This is a genomic window from Solirubrobacter ginsenosidimutans (assembly GCF_027587205.1).
Genome location: NZ_JAPDOD010000034.1, coordinates 87,922 through 104,734, shown reverse-complemented (window position 1 = coordinate 104,734; position 16,813 = coordinate 87,922). Strand labels below are relative to the sequence as shown.

The 16,813-nt window shown below is 71.3% G+C and carries 16 protein-coding genes; 8 read left to right on the top strand and 8 right to left on the bottom strand.

Features of this window, described 5'->3' with window-relative positions; translation table 11 throughout:
- On the bottom strand, positions 1 to 941 hold a 941-nt coding region (locus OM076_RS29775; protein WP_270043768.1), incomplete at its 3' end, for a serine/threonine-protein kinase.
- A 66-nt stretch (positions 942 to 1,007) separates the two neighbouring features.
- Here OM076_RS29775 and OM076_RS29770 point away from each other — a divergent pair.
- The 3 genes from OM076_RS29770 (at position 1,008) to OM076_RS29760 (ending at position 4,306) form a co-directional block, all read left to right on the top strand.
- Positions 1,008 to 2,759, top strand: a complete 1,752-nt coding sequence (locus OM076_RS29770) for a putative manganese-dependent inorganic diphosphatase (protein ID WP_270043770.1) — start codon at positions 1,008 to 1,010, stop codon at positions 2,757 to 2,759.
- 18 nt (positions 2,760 to 2,777) lie between these two features.
- A complete protein-coding gene (locus OM076_RS29765; RefSeq protein ID WP_270043767.1) occupies positions 2,778 to 3,029 on the top strand; it encodes a hypothetical protein in 252 nt (83 codons plus the stop codon).
- A 203-nt stretch (positions 3,030 to 3,232) separates the two neighbouring features.
- Positions 3,233 to 4,306 carry a family 20 glycosylhydrolase gene (locus tag OM076_RS29760; protein WP_270043766.1) on the top strand — a complete coding sequence of 358 codons (1,074 nt, stop codon included), beginning with the start codon at positions 3,233 to 3,235 and terminating at the stop codon, positions 4,304 to 4,306.
- Positions 4,307 to 4,480: 174 nt separating this feature from the next.
- Here OM076_RS29760 and OM076_RS29755 read toward each other — a convergent pair whose 3' ends face one another.
- Together OM076_RS29755 and OM076_RS29750 are read right to left on the bottom strand one after the other, a co-directional pair.
- Positions 4,481 to 5,314 (bottom strand): Type 1 glutamine amidotransferase-like domain-containing protein, encoded by an 834-nt coding sequence (locus tag OM076_RS29755; RefSeq protein ID WP_270043765.1) that lies wholly within the window; start codon positions 5,312 to 5,314, stop codon positions 4,481 to 4,483.
- Positions 5,301 to 6,044 (bottom strand): Type 1 glutamine amidotransferase-like domain-containing protein, encoded by a 744-nt coding sequence (locus OM076_RS29750; RefSeq protein ID WP_270043764.1) that lies wholly within the window; start codon positions 6,042 to 6,044, stop codon positions 5,301 to 5,303. The genes OM076_RS29755 and OM076_RS29750 overlap by 14 nt, the downstream gene beginning before the upstream one ends.
- 160 nt (positions 6,045 to 6,204) lie before the next feature.
- On the opposite strand from OM076_RS29750, the gene OM076_RS29745 reads away from it, so the two are divergent.
- On the top strand, positions 6,205 to 7,368 hold the full coding sequence (locus tag OM076_RS29745; protein ID WP_270043763.1) for a carboxylate-amine ligase: 1,164 nt from the start codon (positions 6,205 to 6,207) through the stop codon (positions 7,366 to 7,368).
- A 188-nt stretch (positions 7,369 to 7,556) separates the two neighbouring features.
- Here the strand turns inward: OM076_RS29745 and OM076_RS29740 are convergent, their stop codons facing one another.
- The gene (locus tag OM076_RS29740; protein ID WP_270043762.1) at positions 7,557 to 8,501 is read right to left on the bottom strand and encodes an endonuclease/exonuclease/phosphatase family protein; all 945 of its coding nucleotides are present in this window, start codon (positions 8,499 to 8,501) and stop codon (positions 7,557 to 7,559) included.
- A 215-nt stretch (positions 8,502 to 8,716) separates the two neighbouring features.
- Between OM076_RS29740 and OM076_RS29735 the strand changes: the two genes are divergently transcribed.
- From OM076_RS29735 to OM076_RS46375, 3 genes are read left to right on the top strand one after another with little or no spacing between them, the layout of a single operon-like run.
- On the top strand, positions 8,717 to 9,208 hold the full coding sequence (locus tag OM076_RS29735) for a FixH family protein (RefSeq protein ID WP_270043761.1): 492 nt from the start codon (positions 8,717 to 8,719) through the stop codon (positions 9,206 to 9,208).
- Positions 9,205 to 9,597, top strand: coding sequence for a c-type cytochrome (locus OM076_RS29730; protein ID WP_270043760.1), 393 nt, complete (start codon positions 9,205 to 9,207; stop codon positions 9,595 to 9,597). Before OM076_RS29735 ends, OM076_RS29730 begins: the two co-directional genes overlap by 4 nt.
- Positions 9,598 to 9,607: 10 nt before the next feature.
- A complete protein-coding gene (locus OM076_RS46375) occupies positions 9,608 to 10,324 on the top strand; it encodes a VOC family protein (protein ID WP_270043759.1) in 717 nt (238 codons plus the stop codon).
- On the opposite strand, the gene OM076_RS46370 is transcribed toward OM076_RS46375, so the two are convergent.
- The gene (locus tag OM076_RS46370; protein ID WP_270043758.1) at positions 10,312 to 10,926 is read right to left on the bottom strand and encodes an alpha/beta hydrolase; all 615 of its coding nucleotides are present in this window, start codon (positions 10,924 to 10,926) and stop codon (positions 10,312 to 10,314) included. The two genes, OM076_RS46375 and OM076_RS46370, sit on opposite strands and share 13 nt — an antisense overlap.
- A 13-nt stretch (positions 10,927 to 10,939) precedes the next feature.
- Complete coding sequence (locus OM076_RS29715; RefSeq protein WP_270043757.1) at positions 10,940 to 13,288, bottom strand: aminotransferase class I/II-fold pyridoxal phosphate-dependent enzyme; 2,349 nt, start codon at positions 13,286 to 13,288, stop codon at positions 10,940 to 10,942.
- 266 nt (positions 13,289 to 13,554) lie between these two features.
- Here OM076_RS29715 and OM076_RS29710 point away from each other — a divergent pair, with 266 nt between their 5' ends.
- Positions 13,555 to 15,633 carry a putative bifunctional diguanylate cyclase/phosphodiesterase gene (locus tag OM076_RS29710; RefSeq protein ID WP_270043756.1) on the top strand — a complete coding sequence of 693 codons (2,079 nt, stop codon included), beginning with the start codon at positions 13,555 to 13,557 and terminating at the stop codon, positions 15,631 to 15,633.
- On the opposite strand, the gene OM076_RS29705 is transcribed toward OM076_RS29710, so the two are convergent.
- Positions 15,630 to 16,124 carry a DUF2269 family protein gene (locus tag OM076_RS29705; protein WP_270043755.1) on the bottom strand — a complete coding sequence of 165 codons (495 nt, stop codon included), beginning with the start codon at positions 16,122 to 16,124 and terminating at the stop codon, positions 15,630 to 15,632. The genes OM076_RS29710 and OM076_RS29705 overlap by 4 nt on opposite strands.
- Complete coding sequence (locus tag OM076_RS29700) at positions 16,124 to 16,774, bottom strand: HAD family hydrolase (RefSeq protein ID WP_270043754.1); 651 nt, start codon at positions 16,772 to 16,774, stop codon at positions 16,124 to 16,126. Before OM076_RS29700 ends, OM076_RS29705 begins: the two co-directional genes overlap by 1 nt.
- Positions 16,775 to 16,813: the final 39 nt, after the last annotated feature.

The window sequence follows — 16,813 nt, the reverse complement described above, 5'->3', positions numbered from 1 at the left end:
GGCGTCGCGGCGGTGGGGGTGGAGGCGTCGGCGGCGATGCCCGGTTCGGTGAGCGCGGCGTCCGGCGCGGCGGCGCCGCGGGCGACGACGCGCTCGGGCTCGGTCGGCACGGTGCCGGCCACGGCGGCCTGCGCGGCGCGGCCGAGGTCGCCGGCCGACGGGTAGCGCTCGTCGGCCTCCTTGGCCATCGCCCGCGCGACGACGACGTCGAAGTCGCCGCGCAGCCCGCGGCGCAGCGTCGACGGCACCGGCGGTGGCGCGGAGAGCTGTGCCCACAGCTTCGCCTCGTCGCCCTCGCGCTCGAACGGCACCCGCCCCGTGAGCGCGTAGTGCAGGACGCCGCCCAGCGCGTAGACGTCGGCGCGGGCGTCGACGCGCCCGCCGCGGATCTGCTCCGGCGCGACGTAGTCGAGCGTGCCGACCCACTGGCCGGTCCGGGTTCCGCCCACTCCGGTCAGCACCTGCTTGGCGAGGCCGAAGTCGGTCAGATAGACGTGGCCGCCGGGGTCGACCAGGAGGTTGGCCGGCTTGACGTCGCGGTGCACGAAGCCGGCGCGATGGATCGCATCGAGCGCCGCCGCGGCCTGCGCGACGTGGCGCGCCGCCTGCGCGGGGTCCAGCGCGCCGCCGCGCCGGACGAGCGAGCGCAGGTCGCTCCCGGCCACGAAGCGCATCGCGATGAACGCGACCCCGTCGTCCTCACCCGCCTCGTGGACCGGGAGCACGTTGGGATGGTCGACGCTCGCCGCGGCGCGCGCCTCAGCCAGGAAGCGCCGCCGCACGTCCTCCACGTCGAGCAGCTCGGGCGCGATCACCTTCAGCGCCACGACGCGCTCGAGAGCGAGCTGCGAAGCCCGGTAGACGACGCCCATCCCGCCCCGTCCTACGAGCGACTCGATCCGGTAGCCGGCCACGATGGTGCCGGGCTCGAGCGGCCCCATCCGGGCTGTATAGCCGACTTCAACTTCTTGGGCAATGCATCCGAACCGGTGCGGCTGCTCGTGCGTATGCACCCGCGAGGACCGGAACTGACGCCTTCGACGGACCCCCCTCCTGACGGGCGTCACCTTCTCCTCGCGGCCCGGCCACGGTCGGCCGGGCCGCCTGGAGGGAATACATTTCCGGCCATCACCCCGCTCCCTCGCATCTACGTCACGGGTCATCGCAACCCGGACACGGACTCGATCGCCTCCGCCGTCGGCTACGCCGAGCTGATGGGCCGCCTCGATCCGCACAACGAATACCGCCCGGTCCGCTTGGGCGAGATCAACACGCAGACGCGCTGGGTACTCGAGCGTTCCGGCGCGCGCGAGCCGCGCTTCCTGCCCCACGTGATGCTGCGCGTGCGCGACGTTATGCGCGAGGACTTCCCGAAGGCCGCCGACGGCGAGCCGGTGCGCGAGGTCGGCCTGCTGATGAGCCACCACGACCTCGACCTGCTGCCGATCGTCGACGACAACGAGGAGCTCGCGGGCGTGATGACCGAGCGCGCACTCGCCCGCCGCTACATCCGCGAGTCGCGCGAGCCGTCCGAGCTGGACGCGCCGACCACCGTGGGGGCGATCGCCCGGGTCCTGGAGGGCGAGCTGGTCTCCGGCGACGCGGACGCCGAGGTCTCGGGCCAGATCTGGTGCATGGCGATGGACATCGGCGCGCTGCCGAGCGAGATCGGCCCCGGCGACGTCGCCGTCGTGGGCAACCGCGACGACGCGCAGCGCGCGGCGATCTCCCTCGGCGTCGGCCTGCTCGTGGCCTCGAACGGGACCACGCCGAGCGAGTCGACGCTCGCGCTCGCGGCCGAGGAGGGCGTGCCCGTCGTCACGTCGCCGCTGGACAGCTACGTCACCGCCCGCATGGTCACGCTGTGCGCGCCGTGCCGGTCGCTGATGGACCCCGAGCCGCTGACCGTGCGCCCGGACGACCTGCTGTCCGACGTCGCCGACGAGGTCAAGGAGGTCCACTACCGCGCGGCGGTGGCGGTGGACTCCAGCCGCAAGCCGATCGGCCTCATCACCCGCACCGACCTGCTGAACCCGCGCCCGCGGCGGGTGCTGCTCGTCGATCACGCCGAGCAAGCGCAGAGCGTGATCGGCGTCGAGCAGGCCGAGATCGTCGAGATCCTCGATCACCACCACATCGGCTCGATCGAGACCACGGTGCCGGTGCGGGCGACGTTCGACCCGGTCGGCTCGACGGCCACGCTGGTGATCGAGCGCTTCCGCCAGAACGGGCTGGAGCCCAGCCGCTCCACCGCGATCCTGCTGCTGTGCGCGATCATGTCGGACACGGTCATCCTCAACTCGCCGACCACGACCGAGCGCGATCGCACCGTCGTGGAGTACCTGCAGCGCGTCCTGGCGCTGGACCCGATCGAGCTCGGGCGCGAGATGTTCACCGCCACGTCGAACCTCGCGGGCGTATCGGCGGACGCGATCGTCGCGCGTGACGCCAAGGAGTACGAGGTCTCGAGCGGGCAGACGATCGCGATCGCGCAGGTGGAGACCGTCGGGCAGGGCCTCGACGACCGCCGCGAAGAGCTCCAGGAGGCGATGCGCCAGGCGCGCGAGAAGCGCGGGCACGCGCTCTACGCGCTGATGGTGACCGACATCCTGGCCAAGGACACCGATCTCTACGTGTCCGGCGACGCGGGTCCGCTCGAGGCCGCGTTCGGGACCGAGGCCCACGATGGGGTGATCCCGCTGCCCGGTGTGATGAGCCGCAAGAAACAGGTTGCGCCAAAGGTTCTCGCGGCGCTGTGAAGGGGGTAGTGTCGTCACATGGTCCTCAGAAAACAGAAGAGCCGCAAGGCCCAGGTCACGGACCTCGCGTTCGACTACCTGAAGCTCAAGGCCGCCGGCAAGGCCGCCAAGGGCGCGGGTAAGGCCGCCAAGGGAACCGCCGTCTACAAGGCGGCCAAGAAGACGCCGGTGGTGAAGCGGGTCCCGGTGATCATCGGTGCCGGCGTGGCCGCGATCGTCGCCACCAAGGTCGTCAAGAACCGCAGCGGCGGCGCCCAGGCCGCGACCTGATTCCTCCGCTCATCCCCGCCCCGGCCGCGGTCCAGGCGCGGCCGGGCGAGCCGTTTCACCTGACGTCGGAGCCCGACTGCGGCGCGTACGACGGCCCCGCAGAGAGCTACCGGCTCGAAGTCTCAAGCGGCGGCGTCGAGTTCGCCGCCGCCGACGACGCGGGCCGCGCCCGCGGACTGGCCACCCTGCAGCAGCTCGGGCCGGTGATCGCGCCCGTCGTGATCGAGGACGCGCCGCGCTACGGCTGGCGCGGCTTCATGCTCGACGTCTCTCGCCACTTCTTCGGCGTCGACGACGTCCTGCGCCTGCTCGACCTCGCGGCGCTGTACAAGCTCAATGTCCTGCACCTGCACCTCACCGACGACCAGGGCTGGCGGTTCCCGGTCACGACGTGGCCGGAGCTGACGGTGTCGGGCGCCGCGACGCAGGTCGGCGGCGGGCCGGGCGGGTCCTACACCCACGCTGACTACGCGCGGATCGTCGCGCACGCGGCTGGGCGCGGGATCACGGTGGTGCCGGAGATCGACGTTCCCGGCCACGTCAACGCCGCGCTGCACGCCTACCCGGAGCTGGGCGGCGGCGAGCGGCCCGAGCCGTTCACGACCTGGTCCTCGCCGGGGCTGTCGCTGGACGTCGGGTCCGAGATCGCGCTGCGCTTCCTCGGCGACGTGGTCGGCGAGCTGGTCGCGCTGACGCCGGGCGACTACATCCACCTCGGCGGCGACGAGGTCGAGGGGATGGACCACGACGCCTACGTGAAGTTCATGTGGGATGCCGCGACGGTCGTCCTGCGCCACGGCAAGCGGCCGGTGGTGTGGGAGGAGGCGGGCGTCGCCAAGCTGCCCGAGGGCACGATCGTCCAGCACTGGTCCGACGCGGTTCCCGCGCGGGCCGGCGCCGCGCAGGGCCTGCCGCTGATCATGTCGCCCGCGCCGCACACGTATCTCGACCAGAAGTACGACGACTCGACCGAGCTCGGGTTGACGTGGGCGGGGGCGGTCGAGGTGCGTGACGCCTACGAGTGGGATCCGGCCGCGGTCATCCCCGAGGCGGAGGTGCTCGGCGTCGAGGCGGCGCTCTGGACCGAGACCACCGAGACGCGGGCCGACGTCGACTCGATGGTCTTTCCGCGACTGCCCGCCGTGGCCGAGGTCGGGTGGTCGGGGCGGCACGATTGGGAGGATTTCCGGAGCCGGTTGGGCGCTCACGGACCGCTGCTCGAGCGCCTCGGGGTGAACTTTCACCGCTCGAAACAGATCGACTGGTCTGAGGAGTAGCTGAATGGGGTAGTCGGGCGTCCGGTCCGAGACCGCGCGATCGGTCGTCGTCCGCATCCGCGACGCGCGCACCGGGCGCGTGCTCGCCCGCGGCACCTACCGGCTGCGCGCGGGCGTTCGGCGTGACGTGCGGCTGCGCGTCACCACGCGTCGCAAGATCGTCGCGACGGCGAGCTAGGGCCGGCGGCGGGGGCGCCGGGGGCGGAGCTGGTGTGCGGTCGGCGCCTGTGGCGCGGTGAGCGCGCGGACGCGGCGGTACTCGGCGATCTCGGGCGTCGGGCCGAAGCGGTCAGGCGTCGCCAGCAGGCGCGGCTCGAGCTGCTCCTCGACGCCGTCCGGGCCCAGGCGCAAGGCCTTGCGGTTCGGGCGCGAGGCGACGACCTCGGCCAGCTCGGTCCCGCGGAAGAGCAACGCGACGCCGTCGTCGGCGGCGTAGCCGGGTGGGATCGTCCCGTCGGCGATCGACTGGCGGCAGATCGGCAGGCGGGCGGGTTCGCCGTCCATGTGCACCGACATCGAACCCGGGAGGAAGCCCAGGCCCGGCGACGGGGCGGGATGGCCGAGCGATTTCGTGATCCCCCACTCGAACCAGCACATCGCCCCCGCGGACAGGCCGGCGAGCACCACGCCGGACTCCCACGCCTCGCGCAGGATCACGTCCAGCCCCAGCGCGCGCCAGACGGCGAGCAGGCCGAGCATCGACCCGCCGCCGACGTAGATCACGTCCTGGGCGAGCAAGGTCTCGCGCAGCGGCACCGGGTGCGAGCCCAGCCGGAAGAGCGAGATGTGCATCGGCTCGCACGAACGCGAGCCGAACGTGGCGTGGAACTGGCGGATCTGCGCCTCGCCGTCGCCCGAGGCGGTCGGCAAGAGACAGATCCGTGGCAGCGGTGCGTCCTGGGCGAGGCCCAGGACGTAGTCATCCAGCGCGGGGTTCTCCGGCTCCATCGTGAAGCCACCCCCGCCCATGGCGAGGATCGTCGGCGGCCGCCCCTTAGGCGGCGGCAAGGGTGATCTTCGGCCGTTCGCCGAGATAGGTCGCTTCCAACGGGAGCTCCACGACCTCGTCGCCGACGGCCTCCACCCGGTAGGCGCGCGCCTCGGGGCGCGAGCTCACCACCCGGTGCAGGTCCTCACCCACGAAGTGCAGCGCCGCCCCGTCGGAGGCCGCGTAGCCACCGGGGAGTGATCCATCGAGCAGCGCGGAGTGGTACGCCGGCCGCCGGTTGTCCTCTTCCTCGTAGTGCACCGCGTTGGAGTGCGGGAGGAAGCTCAAGCCGTCGTAGGGCTTGGCGTCGTGATGGTAGGCCGTGAGGCCCGACGCGAACCAGCAGAGTGACCCGGCGGACACGCCCACAAGGATGACACCTGCCTGCCACGCGGCGCGCAGATCCTCATCGATCCCGTGAGCCCGCCACACGCCGAGCAGCGACAGGATCGATCCGCCGCCGACGTAGATCAGGTCCTGTTTGAGCAGGTGCTCCCTGACCTTCCCCGGACCGCGATCGCGACGGAAGAGCGAGATGTGCGACGGATCGCAGATCTCGCTCGAGAAGTGCCGGTAGAAGCGCACGACGTAGTGGTCGGCGTCACCGGACGCGGTGGGGAAGAAGCACACCTTCGGCTTCTTGCGTCGGCACAGCGACAGCACGTATTCGTCGAGGAGCGGATTACCCGGCTCCATGCTGAATCCGCCGCCGCCGTAGGCGACAATCTGTGGTGGACGTCCACGTGCCATGGCGCCGAATGTACGGTCGATGAACGGCCGTGCGTCGGTACCGCGAGTACAAGCCGTTTCGACCGCCTGTCCTGCCCTCGACCCCAGGGCGATCATTGCTCATTTTCTCTGGACCACGGGGAAGGTCACAGCACCGATTCACGTGGGCACGCTGGCGTGCATGAGGATGGAAGCGGTGCTGCCTGAGTGGGCTATGTGGAAGGTACATCCCGACCTCGAGCCGTGGACCGTGGGCATCGAGGAAGAGGTCATGTTGCTCGAGCCCGACGGCTCGCCGGCGTGGCGCTCCGAGGACGTACTGCGGGTGCTGCCGGACGCGCTCGCCGAGCACACGCGCGGTGAGACGCACGGGCTTGCGCTCGAGCTGGCGACCGACCCCCACCGGACCGTGTGCGAGGCGACCACGCAGTTGCGCCAGCTGCGCGCCGGGCTGTCCGAGGCGGTGCGTGGGCTCGGGCTGCGGGCCGCGGTCGCCGGCACCCACCCGATGGTCCGCGCCGAGGACGTCCAGGTCTCTCCCGGCGCCCGCTACCAGTACCTGCACTCGTCGCTGCGCGAGCTCGCCCGGCGCGAGCCGACGTTCGCGCTGCATGTACACGTCGCCGTGCCCGACCCGGAGCTGGCCGTGCGCGCCTACAACGGCATTCGCGCCCACATCCCGGTCCTGCTGGCGCTGGCGGCCAACTCACCGTTCACCCGCGGGCGGGACTCCGGGCTCGCGAGCGCCCGCACCCCCGTCTTCCAGGCGTTCCCGCGCACGGGCATCCCGCGCGAGTTCGCGACCTACAGCGAGTACGCCGAAGCCGTCGACGTGCTGATCCGCTGCGGCGCGATCCCCGAGCCGACGTTCATCTGGTGGGACGTCCGGCTGCAGCCCAAGCTGGGGACGCTCGAGGTGCGGGTGATGGACGCGCAGACACGGATTCGCGACACCGCCGCGCTCGTCGCCCTCGTGCAGTGCCTGGTGCGGATCGAGGCGCTGGACCACATGGCCGAGCCGGAGCTCTCGCACGCGACCGAGGTGCTCGACGAGAACCGCTTCCTGGCCGCCCGCGACGGCATCCGCGCGCAGCTGCTGGACCCGCTGCGCGATCGCTGCGTGCCGGCATCGGGCCGGCTGGCGACGCTCGTCGACGCCTGCTGGCCGCACGCGCGGGCCCTCGGCTGCGAGCGCGAGCTCGGCCTCCTCGCCCACCTGGCGGGTGACCCTGGGGCGGATCGCCAGCGGGCGATCGCGTCCGAGCGGCAGGGCCTCGGCGGCCTCGTCCGAGCGCTCCAGGGCGAGTTCTCTCCACCGCGGCCGCAACTCGCGGCCGCGGCGTAGCCATTCGGTCGACTCCGAGTCGGTCCTCTTTCGACACCCGGTCGGTTGGAGGCCAGCCTGCCTTGCCGCAGACTCTTGAGAGGAGAAAGGGTGCTGCACACCGAGCTTCTGGACTCTCCTCCCTCGGAGCTCGGCTATCGGTGGCGGACCTTCCCGGCCAGGCCTGGACAACCTGGCCGGGACTCCGCTTACTGCCGCGGAAGTCTCAGTACCGCGATGACCGCCCGGTGATCACTGCCCGGGACGCGCACGACGGTGACCTTCTCGACCGTCACCCGCTTGTCCACGAGGATGTGGTCGATCGTGAGCGGCAGGGCGCGGGTGCGGCGCAGCCACGGCCAGGTCGATGTGAAGCCCTTGCCGGCGGCGTCCGCGGCGTCCGTGTAGCCGCGGCCCAATAGCGCCCGCAGCTCCGGGTGGTCGAGCGTGGCGTTGAAGTCGCCGGCGAGGATCTGCACGTCGCCGCGGCCGTCGGAGGACGGCAGCGCCTCGAGTGCTCCCCGCCACAGCGGCGCCGCCGTGGGGTTGACGGGCGGCGCCGGGTGCACGGCCTTGATGCGCACGGGCGGCGCCCCGGCGACCTTGAGGGAGACCTCCGGCTCGGCGTGGCCCTGGCGGTTCGGCGCCGTGTCAACCACCGCCAGCGGCGTCCGCGAGAGCACGCCAGAGCCCGAGGCGCGCTCGCGCGGATCGAGCACCCGGTCGGGGAAGAGCGTCTTCGCGCCCGCCCGGTCGAGCTTGCGCACCAGGCCGGGGCGCAGCTCCTGCAGGCTCCAGACGTCGACGTCGTGCTCGCGCGCGATCCGCATCACCGCCCGCGCGTCCGCCTGCCCGAGATACAGGTTCGAGGTCATCACGACCAGCCGCGGGCCGTCCGCCTCCGGCTCCGGCCCACCGACCGCCCGCGGCACCAGCGCGAGCGCGAACGCCGCCACCGCCACGCCTGCCACCCCCGCGACCACCCAGCGCCGCAGCAGGAGCGCCGCGACGACCGGCACCGGCGACGAGAGCGCCGCGTAGGGCGTGAACGCGAGCAACGCGACGAAGGGATACGGCAGCTCGAACCCGAGCGTCCGCACGCCCGCCCACACGACCCACGGCAACGCGACGACGACGGCGACCACGTTGCGCACGCCGCCCAACCTAGGCGGTCCAACGCCCCAACCGCCCACCCTGCACGAAACCTCCACACCAAGACGGGGTCAGACCCCTTAACAATTCAAACGGCGCTGTAGAGCCAAATGTAGTGTTGAGGGGTCTGACCCCCCCTTAATGACCCCCCCTTAATGGCGGAACCGGTGGAGCGGGCGCGGTGTAAGGGCGATGTTCGAGGGAAAAGGAGCTCGCCGTGCGCCGTGTACTGCTCGCTGTTGGACTGCTGTTGGTGTTCGCTCCCGCCGCGCATGCGGGTGGGTGGGCGACGGTCGGGCTGAGCTCGACGCCGTCCGGGAAGACGTGGGTGGTCGATCTGACGGTGCTCCAGCACGGCGTGACGCCGCTGACCGACGTGAAGCCCGCCGTGGTCATCCTCAGCGGCGACAAGCGCGAGGTGTTCGCCGCCAAGCCGACCGGCAAGCCCGGCGTGTACCGGGCGACGGTCGTGTTCCCGGCCTCCGGCCGCTGGGAGTACCAGGTCGACGACGGCTTCATCAGCCAGCAGCTCCACACCTACCCGCCCGTGCAGATCGGGGACGCGCCCGCCCCGGTCACGACGCCGAGCGGTGACGACGGGCCGAACCTGCTGTGGCTGATCGGAGGGCTCGCCCTGCTGCTCGCCGCGGCGGCGCTGCTGATCGTCCCGCGGCTGCGCACCCGGTCCCAGCACCCGCAGGCGGCGTGAGAGCCACCAGCCTCGCCGCCGGTGGCCTCGCCTGCGCGGGGGCGGCGATGACGATCGCCGCCTTCGCCGGCGGAGGCCAGGCCCTGCCGAAACCCACGCCCGCCCACGCGGTCACCACCGCCGACCGCGGCGCGCAGGTCTTCATCGAGCAGGGCTGCGGCTCGTGTCACACGTTCGCTCCCGCCAACGCCCGCGGCGGCATCGGCCCCGACCTTGCGCTCAGCCTGAACGGCAGGACCCGCGCGTATGTCCTGCAGTCCATCGTCGCCCCCAACGCCGAGGTCGCCCAGGGCTGGAACCCGGACACGATGCCCGGCGACTACGGCCAGCGGATCGCCCCGGAGGATCTCGTTCCACTGGCGGATTACCTGCTGAAAGGAGCCGAGTAGGCTCCGGGGCGTGTTCGATCACGTCACGATCCGCGTCTCGGACCGCGAGGCCTCCGACCGCTTCTACGACACCGTTCTCCCCGTCCTCGGCAAGCGCCGCTACGACGACGGGTCGTACAGCGAGTGGGGCGACCTCTCGATCGTCCCCGACGACGCGCCGGTCGCCGAGCGCCTGCACATGGCCTTCTATGCCGAGACCCACGACCTCGTCGACGCCTTCCACAAAGCCGGTGTCGACGCCGGCTTCCGCAGCGATGGCGCGCCCGGCCCACGCGACTACATCCCCAGCTACTACGGCGCCTTCCTGCTCGACCCCGACGGCAACAGCGTCGAGGCGGTCAGCCTCGACAAGAAGCGCACGCCCGGCCAGCTCGACCACCTGTGGCTGCGCACGACGAACCTCGACGCCGTCAGCGCCTTCTACGAGACGATCGCGCCCACCGTGGGGATCGAGGTCGAGCGGCGCGGCCCCGAGCGCACCTACATCCACAACGCGACGGGCTCCTTCTCGTTCGTCGTGGGCGAGCCGCCCACCCGCCACGTCCACCTCGCGTTCCCCGTCGACACCAACGAGGGCGTCGACGCCTTCCACGCCACCGCCACCGCCGCCGGCTACGAGGACAACGGCGCGCCCGGCGAGCGGCCGATCTACCATCCCGGCTACTACGGCGCCTTCGTGCTGGACCCCGACGGCCACAACATCGAGGCGGTCAATCACAACCGCTGAAGCAGCGCCCGCCCCGCCTCGATCTCGGCGTCGTTGACGAGGTGGTCCATGCCTTCGAAGACGTCCACGGTCACGGAGGCGCCCACCGCGCTCAACGCCGCCGAGGTCTCCTGCACCCGCCACGCCGGCACCCAGCCGTCGGGGTCCGACGTGCCGAGGTAGGCGGGCGTGCCGTCAAAGGTCCCCAGCCGCGGCGGGATCGTCCCCCGCGGCCCGCAGAACCCGCCGGTGTAGAAGAGCAGCCCGCCGTAGCGCGCCGGATGATGCAGCGCGTACTCGGCCGCCAGGCAGGCGCCCTGGGAGAACCCGCCGAGCACGACCCGCGACGGATCGCCGAGCGAGTGCATCAGCGCCTCCACCACGCCCAAGGCGGAGCTGCGATACGGCTCGTTCTCGGCGATCGGGGCCAGGAACGAGCCCGGCCACCAGCTGTTGTCGGTCGCGGCGGGAGCGACGTAGGCGACGTCGTCAAGGCCGAGACGCTCGGCCAGCAGCAACACGTCCTCAGGGCTGCGGCCCCGGCCGTGCAGCAGAACGCAGACGGCGCGGGCCTCGTCCAAGGACGGCCCGCGCCGCACGACCGGTCCTCCCTCGTGAATCACACGAGGGAGGATTTCACGCTCCGGCGCCCCGCGTGTCGGCGGACAGCGCCGAGAGCACCTCGGAGGAGTAGTGATCCGACGCCTGGGCGAACGCGACGCGCTCCTGCACGTGCGCGCCGAAGCGGGTCTTCTCGAACGTCGCGCCCATGCCCAGCAGCACGCGCTTGGAGCCCAGCGCCCGCGCCCGCAGCATCGCCTGGCGCAGTGCCTGGCGGTACGCGCCGTGGGTGCGCACGACCGCGTAGTCGAGTCCGACGACCATCGGCGCATAGTGACGCGGGCCGAGGAAATGGGCCCCGAACGCGACGACCGCGCCGGTCTCCTTCAAAGTCAGCGTCATCAGCTCCCACGACGGATGCGAGAGCATGTCGCGCAGGAAGGACTTGGGCAGCGGGAACGAGTTGAGGTCGCGCCCGCGGGCCTGGACCGCCAGATACAGCCCGTACAGGTGGTCGAGCTCGGCATCACCCACGTCCCGCCCGCCCGCGGTGAGCCACTCGACGTCATAGGCGTCGTCGAACGGCAGCACGGACTTGCGCTGGTGCACCCGCGCTTTCGAGCTCAACGTGCCGAGCCATTCCTCGTCGCCGCCCGCGACCGGCTCATACACGAGCGAGTCCGGCAGCGAGGTGCGCACGTAGCCGCGCTCCTTGACCGCCTCGGCCAGCTCCAGGTCGGCCGAGTAGAGGTCGCGGAACACGATCGTCCCGGCGCCCTCGTCCTTGGCGTGCTCGGAGACGGCGCCCATCAGCAGGTCCAGCGCGCCCTTCCAGTCCTTGTTGCGATCCAGGAACAGATGGTCGCCCTCGGTCAGCAGCGAGCCCATCGCGAAGGTCTGCGACGTCAGGTAGTACGGATCGGCGGCACGGCGCTGCTCGACCAGCTCGGAGACCTCCGCGGAGGCCATCATGTCGTCCTTCCACAGCGCCGCCGTGAAGAACGTGGCCAGCACCGGCCGGCGCTCGGCGTCGCGGACGACGTAGTAGTGAAAGCGCCACTCGTCCTCGGGCCGCTCGCCCTCGCCGCCGAAGGCGCGCTCGAGGAACTTCAGGCCGTCGACGGTGAACGTGCCGCGCTCACCGAGCATCCCGTCCCACTCCGAAGCGTCCAGCGCGTCAGCCGAGCGGTGGTGCTCGAGCGTCAACGTCGGCACCGAGCCGACGATCTTGGCGTGACGGCGCTTCGCGGCCTCGCCGCCGCGCTCCAGCGCGGCCGGGACGTGGCGCGCGAGCGAGTCCACGAGCGCGCGGATGTCGTCCTCGGTGTGGTGCAGCGTGAGCGTCACGCGGACGCCGGTGTGCTTCATCGGCACCGCCGGGAACGTGCCGAAGTTCGTGTAGTGGCCGTCCTCGACCAGGCGCTGGAGCACGTCGTGGGTGAGCGTCGGCAGGCCGAGCGGGATGTAGCGGATCGGCGTGACGTCGCGCGAGGCGAGCGGGATGCAGAACTCGTCGGCGAGGTCGGTGAAGAGCTCGATCCGGTCGCGCAACGCGGCCTGCATGACCGGCAGCTCGTCGGAGAGGTGGATCCTCGCCGACTGGATCGCGGCGCCCAGCAGCGGCGGCTGGACCGGGCCGGAGAAGATCATCGGGCCCCCGGTGGTGCGCACCTTGCGCTTCCACTCCGCGTTCGGGAAGACGATCGCGCCGCCGGCGGTCGCGAAGGACTTGTTCAGCGAGCAGGCGGCGATCAGGCGCGGGTGCATGCCCATCGCGTCCAGCGCCGGCCCGCGGCCGTGCTTGCCCGCCCAGCCGACGCCGTGCGAGTCGTCGATGTACATGTGCAGCTGCTCGTAGCGGTCCAGCAGCGCGGACAGCTCCTCGAACGGCGCGAAGTCGGCGAACATCGAGTAGACGCCGTCCGCCATGTACCAGATCTTGGAGTGGGTCGGGGCGAGGCGCTGGATCATCGCCTCCAGCCGCTCCATGTTGTTGTGGCGGATCAGGTCGACGGTCGTGCCCTTGACCCGCAGCTGGTTGGCCGCCATCTGCACGCTCGCGTGGACCTGATGGTCCAGCAGCACCGCGTCGGTGGACTCCACCAGCACCGGCAGCGTGGCCAGATGGCCGAGGGACGTGGTCGGCGTGACCAGCACGTGGCCGCCGAACATCTCGTCCAGCAGCGGCTCGAGCACGTTGTACTGCGGTGACTGCAGATAGGACCGAGAAGACGAGAACTGCGTCCCATAACGCGTCACAGCGTCGACAACGGCGTCGCGCATGCGCGGGTCCAGCTCCAGCCCCAGATAGCTGCAGGAGCCGAAGTTGATGTGCCGTTTTCCATTCAGCAGGACGGTCCGCCCGTCCAGCTCGTGATCGTCGATGTCGATCTGGAGCAGACCCTTGCTCGCTCCCGTCGTCATCACTTCATCCAGAATCGCCAGGCGCTCTTCAGCAGTCGGCACGTAGTTCCCCCGGGGGTTAGTGGTTCACCGTCCCCGTCGGCAATTCGGCGCAATAGCTGAAGTGTGTGTTTTGTCCGGTCTGCCTCAAGACCGGGGCGATTTGACCGAAACCATTGGACAAGGTGCTTCGTCCCCGCCCTATCGCTCTTCCTCCAACGCCCTTCGCGCGTTTCCGGCTGCTCTTCCTCGCTCTGGCCCTCGTCGGCGCGGTCTCCGCAGCCTGCATGGCCGCGGTTCAGGCCGATGCGCTGCTCGATCGCGTCACCGGCTGCGTGCTGGCGCTCGGGCTCGCCGCCTACTGGCTGCGCGGCTATCGCCGAGGGAGCTTCTCGCTCGCCCTGGAGCCCGTCGAGGCCCTCGCCGGCCTGTGGATCCTGCACGTGATCCCCGGCAACCCGCTGCTCCCGGTGCTCGGGATCGCCTTCCGCGGGCTCTATGGCGGGCCGCTGCTCGCGTTCGCCCGCTACGGCTTGTGGATGGGCGCGCTCTTCATCGCCCACGCCGGCTGGGGGCAGCAACAGCTCGACGGCGACATGTCCCGCGCGATGGGCGCGGCGCTGGCGCCGATCCTCTCGCAGTCGCTGGTCGTCGCCCTGCGTGCGTCGGAGACGATCCAGCGCCGCCTGACCTCGATCGTCGAGAACTCCACGGACGTCGTCACGATCGTGGGCGAGGACCTGCGCATCCGCTGGCAGGCCGGCTCGATCGCCGGCGTGCTCGCCCAGGACCCGGATGCCTTGGTCTGCAGCGACGTCCGCGACCTGATCCACCCCGACGACCGCGCGGCGCTGGACGGCTACCTCGCCGAGGCCGACGGCCGGCCCGACTACGCCCGCAACCTCACGTTGCGCCTCGCGCACGGCAACGGCGGCTACCGGCACTTCGACGTCGTCGCCGCCAACCGCCTGCACGACCCCAGCGTCGGCGGCTACGTCCTCAACATGCGCGACGCGACCGATCGCCGCGAGCTGGAGTCCGAGCTGCGCTCGCTCGCCGCCCAGCGCGAGCACGACGCCAACCACGACCCACTGACCGGCCTCGCCAACCGCCGCCGCCTGTTCGCCCGCCTCGAGGACACCACCGCCGCCGCCCGTGCCGCCAAGAGCAAGCTCTCGCTGCTGCTGATCGACCTCGACCACTTCAAGGAGCTCAACGACACACTGGGCCATCAGGCGGGGGACCGGCTCCTGCGCGAGATCGGCCCGCGGCTGGAGGCCGGCGTGCCCGGCGCCGAGCTCGTGGCCCGCGTCGGCGGCGACGAGTTCGCCGTCCTGCTCGCGCCCGGCACCACGGTCGAAGAGGCCGAGGAGACCGCCGGTCGCCTCGCCCGCGCGATCGAGGAGCCGTTCCGCTTCCAAGGTTTGACGCTGCTCGTGCGCGCCAGCGTCGGCATCGCGATGTTCCCTGAGCACGGGCGCGACGTCGAGACGCTGATGCAGCGCGCCGACATCGCGATGTACTCGGCCAAGGCGCGCGGCGTCGGGCACGAGGTCTACAGCGCGTCGCGCGACGGCCATTCTCGCGCGCGCCTCGCCCTGATCGGCGAGCTGCCGGACGCGATCGAGTCCGGCCAGGTCGTCGTCTACTACCAGCCGAAGTTCAACCTCGAGACCGGCGAGGTCGCCGGCGCCGAGGCGCTCGTGCGCTGGGACCACCCGCAGTTCGGCCTGCTCGGCCCGGGCGCCTTCCTCCCGCTGGCGGAGCAGACGGGCCTGATGCGCCCGCTCACGCTGCGGGTGCTCAACGACGCGCTCGAGCAGTGCGCGAAGTGGCGCGACCAGGGTCTCAACCTGCCCGTCGCCGTCAACCTCGGCGCGCCCAACCTGCTCGACCTCGGCCTGCCCGTCGACGTCCACGAGCTGCTGGCCAAGTGGGACGTCGACCCGTCGATGCTCCAGCTGGAGATCACCGAGACGATCGTCGCCGCCGACCCGGTGCGCGTGATCGAGATCATGAACCGGCTCGGGGAGCTCGGCATCTCGCTCTCGCTCGACGACTTCGGCACCGGCTCCTCGTCACTGGCCTACCTGCGCGAGCTGCCGGTCCAGGAGCTCAAGATCGACAAGTCCTTCATCCTCGGCATGGACGAGGACCGCGAGGCGGCCACGATCGTCGAGACGATTGTCGACCTCGCCCACAACCTCGGCCTGCGCGCCGTCGGCGAGGGCATCGAGACCGAAGAGGCGTACCGCCTGCTGGCCGCCAGCGGGTGCGACTACGGTCAGGGCTTCCTGATGGGTCGCCCGATGCCCGCCATCGAGCTCACCGCGCTCGCGCGCCGCGAGCCCGTCGGCCGTCTTTAAGCGCCCGGCTTCGTCACCATCAGCAGCACGGCGAGAATGATCAGGGCGCCGGCGACGGCACCCATCGTTCCCTCGCGCTGCGCCTGGCGCTGGTAGTCGTCGGAGAGCGTCGTCGCGCCGTCCGCGAGCTCCTGCTCGGCCATCGCGGCGAGCTTCTTGTCCGTGGGCGAGAAGTACGCGCCCTGCAGGCCGCCGAGGACGATCGCGATCACGAACGTGATGCCGAGCCAGGGCTTGTCCATCGCGTGGATCTTCACGCCCTGGTAGACGCCCGTGATGATTAGGACCAGCAGCGCGGGCGACGCCAGCTTGCGGGTGACCTCGAGGCTCAGGTGGTGCACGAAGGGCATGTACTTCGGGCCGAGCCGGAGCGCGAGCGGGAAGCCGACCGCGAGCGCGAAGGTCGCGCCCAGGCCGACGACGGCTGAGCTGATGTGCAGCCACAGCGAGAGGTTGTAAAGGCTGAAGTCGGCGAGCACGGGGGCGGACATTAGTCGCCGAGCAGGACGGCTGCGGTCGCTGCGAGGTCTTCTGGCTGACCGATGATCCGCTCCGCGCCGGCGTCGTGGAGCTCCTTGTGCGTGCCGATCCCCCAGGTCACCCCGATCGCGGGGAGCCCGTGCGCGTGGGCGGCGACGATGTCGAAGGAGCGGTCGCCGACCATCACCGCGCGGGTGGGGCCGAGCTCGTGCAGCGCGCGGCCGAGCGTCTCGGTCTTGTCCTCGGTGGGGGCGGCGAGGTCCGGGCCGGCGACGACGGAGAAATAGGCGCCGATGCCCATCGCGTCCAGCAGCGGGTCGGCGAACGCCTTCGGCTTGGACGTCGCGACCGCGAGGCGACGGCCGGCCAGCGCGTCCAGCGCCTCGGGGATGCCGGGCGCGACCGTCGTCTCGGTCAGTGACGCCGTCTTGTAGCGCTCGCGGTAGCCCTCGATGCACGCGGTCACGATCGGCGCGTCGTGCGCGACGCCGAGCAGCTCACCGAAGGCGTAGGGGAACGGCGGGCCGATGTACGGCTCGAGCTCCGCGTCGGCGCGGGTCGGGAGGCCGAGCTTCACGAAGGCGTGGTTGACGCAGGAGATGAAGACCGCGCGCGAGTCCACCAGGACGCCGTCGAGGTCGAAGATCACGGTCGTTCTCATCGCCCAGGATCCTCTCAGGGTTCTCGCAGGGGCCTCTCG